We start from the raw sequence: 356 nt of genomic DNA on the forward strand, positions 1-356 counted from the left end.
GGCTCTTCAGCCAGAGCGCGGACTGGTTGTGCAGCGCGTTCTCCCACCAGTGCCCGACCACGTACTCCGGGATGAAGACCGCGACGATGTCCTGCGGGCTCCCCCGCTTCACCGAGCGGACGTACCCGACCACCGGGCGGGTGATCTCCCGGTACGGCGAGTCCAGCACTTTCAGCGGCACCGGGATGTCGAACTCGCCCCACTGCTCCCGGAGTTCGGTGACCGCCTCGGGCTCCACCGCGACGGTGAGTGCCTCCAGGGTGTCCAGCCGGAAGGCCTCGGCGTAGTTCAGCGCCCGCAGGGTGGGCTTGTGCAGCCGGGAGACCAGCACGATGCCGTGCACCCGGGCCGGGCGG

At 70.2% G+C, this 356-nt stretch carries 1 pseudogene; it reads right to left on the reverse strand.

Going from position 1 to position 356, the window contains the following annotated elements:
• A pseudogene (locus ACLWS4_RS37985) lies at positions 1 to 356 on the reverse strand (DNA-binding protein); the annotation flags it as partial.

This window comes from Kitasatospora sp. SC0581 (assembly GCF_048159585.1).
In the GTDB taxonomy this organism is placed as follows: Bacteria; Actinomycetota; Actinomycetes; order Streptomycetales; family Streptomycetaceae; genus Kitasatospora.